The 2,930-nt window shown below is 65.1% G+C and carries 3 protein-coding genes; 1 reads left to right on the top strand and 2 read right to left on the bottom strand.

Annotated features, from left to right (window positions below; translation table 11 throughout):
• A partial coding sequence (locus tag DBR22_RS15115; RefSeq protein WP_146187515.1) for an APC family permease occupies positions 1-816 on the bottom strand: 816 nt, incomplete at its 3' end.
• 9 nt (positions 817-825) lie between these two features.
• The gene (locus DBR22_RS15110; protein ID WP_108599705.1) at positions 826-1,704 is read right to left on the bottom strand and encodes a carbon-nitrogen hydrolase family protein; all 879 of its coding nucleotides are present in this window, start codon (positions 1,702-1,704) and stop codon (positions 826-828) included.
• Between the two features lie 95 nt (positions 1,705-1,799).
• Between DBR22_RS15110 and DBR22_RS15105 the strand changes: the two genes are divergently transcribed.
• The gene (locus DBR22_RS15105; RefSeq protein ID WP_108599704.1) at positions 1,800-2,579 is read left to right on the top strand and encodes a FadR/GntR family transcriptional regulator; all 780 of its coding nucleotides are present in this window, start codon (positions 1,800-1,802) and stop codon (positions 2,577-2,579) included.
• Positions 2,580-2,930: the final 351 nt, after the last annotated feature.

Below are 2,930 nucleotides of genomic sequence, written 5' to 3'. Positions count from 1 at the left end.
CCCGCCGATCTGCAGGGCGATGGCGCTGGCCGCGGAGGCCGAGTCGTCGAACACGCCGCCGGGGTGGACCAGCTGGGTCACGTAGGACACGGCCACGAAGATGCCGCCGCCGATCAGCGCCACCAGCATGATGGCGCGCGGCACGGTCCGGCGCGGGTTGATGGTTTCCTCGGTGAGGGTGGTGACGGCGTCGAACCCCAGGAACGAGTAGGCGGCGATGGCGGCGCCGGCGGAGATGGTGGTGAAGCTGGCGGTGTCATTGAAGAACGGTTGCCCGCTGGCCAGTCCCCCGGCGCCGTTGGCGGACACCACGTTGCCGATGGCCAGCGCCACGAAGAACACGAGGACCAGCAGCTGGAACGCCATCAGCACGTAGTTGGCCTTGTCCGCCACCTTGATGCCCAGGATGTTCAGCAGCGTGGTGATGACGATGAAGCCCACCACCCAGACGCCAATGGGGATGCCGGGGAACTGGGCGGTCAGGTAGGAGCCGCCGATGAGCCAGATGACCATGGGCAGGAAGAGGTAGTCCAGCAGGACGGCCCAGCCCACCAGGAACCCGACGCGGGGATCGATGGAGCGGCGGACGTAGGTGTAGGCGGAGCCGGCCACGGGGTGGGCCACGGCCATCCGGCCGTAGCTGTGCGCGGTGAACAGCATGGCCACGAGCGCCACGAGGTACGCGGCGGGCGCGGCGCCGCCGGTGGTCTCGGCGATGATGCCGAAGATCCCCAGGACGATGATCGGGGTCAGGTACGCCAGCCCGAACAGGACCAGCGAGGGCAGCTTCAGCGTGCGGGTGAGGGTTGTTGTCACGGTGTTTCCTTAGGGCTTGTAGGACGGCGGTGTCCAGGTGGCCGGGTTGATCCGGCCTTGGTAGACGGAAAGTTCGACGGCGGGCTCCCCTTCGCGGAACTGCGACCAGGGGCGGTTGAGGTTCTCCGTGCCGTGCGTGCGGACGCGGTCGACGGCGGCCAGGTCCAGGTCCGCGGTGAGCAGCTGCGGTTGATCGTCGGGTGCTTCGGTGAGGGTGTTGCCCTCCGGGTCCACGATGATGCTCTTGCCCTGGCCGGTGGGGCCGGCGCAGTTAACGCTGACCATAAAGACCTGGTTCACGATGGCGTTGGCCTTGGCGAGGATCAGCTCCTGTTTACGGTCCGAGGTGGTGGTTTTGACGACGTTGAGGATGACTTCTGCCCCCATCCAGGCGAGCTGGCGGGACACCTCCGGGTACCAGGCGTCGTAGCAGATGTTCAGGCCCACCCTGCCGATGCCGGGGAGGTCCACGGTGGTGAACTTATCGCCGGGATCGTAGGGCTCGAAGGGGCGCCACGGGAAGATCTTCCGGTAATAGCCGGCGAGCTCGCCTTCCGGGGACAGGACCAGCTGGGTGTTGAACAGCTGGCCTTCCGGGCCGCGTTCGCAGACGCTGCCCGGGACCAGCCAGATGTTCAGGTCTTTTGCCACCTGTTTCAGCTCGTTGACCCGTGGGCCGTCCAGGGGCTCGGCGGATTCTCGAAGGTTTTCCGCACGCTGCAGGTCCGGGTCCTGATCCCCGAAGAGATGGAGCTCGGGGAAGACCACCAGTTGGCTGTGCGGCTGCGCCTCGAGGGCTGCTTTGACCTCGTCCGCGAAGGCCGAGACGGGCTCGCCGATGAGCCGTGGCCGGGCCTGGGCGGCGATGAGGGGCAGGATGCGTTGCATGGGTTTTTCTCCGCTGTGGGGTGTGATCCGGGTTATATTAGATCAGAATGATCCAATAAAGGGAAGGGGGCCGGCGTGGGCCGTAAAGTAGCGTTATGACGGATCAGCTGGAGGAGACCGCCGAGCCCTCACGCCTTAGCGCCGGCAGGATGCCCGGGATGGAGCGGCGCAGCGCCATGGATGCGGTCCGGATGAGGATCGGCATGGCGATTTCCCTGGGGCTGCTGAAACCGGGCGAGCGGTTGCCGGACCAAGAGGATGTGGCGCTGGGTTTGTCGGTCAGCCCGATCACGGCACGGCGTGCGTTGGCGAGCCTGGCGGAGCAGGGTGTGGTGGTGCGCCGGCGCGGCCGGGCCGGCGGGACGTTTGTGGCAGACTCGCCGCCTACTGAGGTTTTGGCGTCACTTTCGGCCTCCCCCGCGGAGTCCCAGGCGGTGAACCGGCTGGTGGACCGGCGGCTGCTGTTCGAGTGCGCGGTGACGCATTACGCGGCAGTCAATGCGACGCCTGGGCAGCTGGATGAGCTGGAGCGGCTGACTCGGGAAATGGCCGAGGCGACCGACTGGTCCTACTACCACCGGATGGACGAGCAGTTCCATCAGCTGGTGGGCACCGCAGCGTGCTTGGACTCCGCCGTCGACGTTTATCACGAGACGCTCGCCGAGCTCTACGACTACTTCATTCCCTACCCCATCGAGAAGCTGCACCAGTCCAACCACGACCACATAGCGCTGGTGGCCGCTATGCGCGCCGGCGACGTTCAGGAGGCCGTGGAGGTGTCCCGGAGGCACGTGGACATCCTGCACCGGACGATGTTTATGGGGCTGGCGCAGGAAATTCCGGGCAAGACCGAACAGAGCGATCGGCCGCGATAGCTTCTATAAACGGAGAAGATCTTCCTTACTTCAGGGGCCTCCTGTCTCCCACCCGATTAGCCCGCCTGTCTCGTTTCACTCACTTGTCGAAGTGCCCGGCCGGCTAAAGTGTCCTGCAATTTATGTTGGCCCCAGCAGCCACAGTATCCAGTCGCAGGCTGAGCTACACTCAGCCCGGATTTCCAAATAATGCTTCCGCACGGTTGAGTCCTGAGTTCGTAAAATGGCAAGGTTGCCAGCTAGGCAAATGAAGTCAGGCTCTTCGAAGCCCTGCGTCGAAAAGATGGATCTTCCGGTAGCAAGCAATTCGGTCGCCGTCGGCCGAACGCCACCAGCGTCTGTACGCCCGGC

This window comes from Arthrobacter sp. HMWF013 (assembly GCF_003061105.1).
In the GTDB taxonomy this organism is placed as follows: Bacteria; Actinomycetota; Actinomycetes; order Actinomycetales; family Micrococcaceae; genus Arthrobacter.
This window is presented reverse-complemented; position numbering and strand designations above follow the sequence as displayed.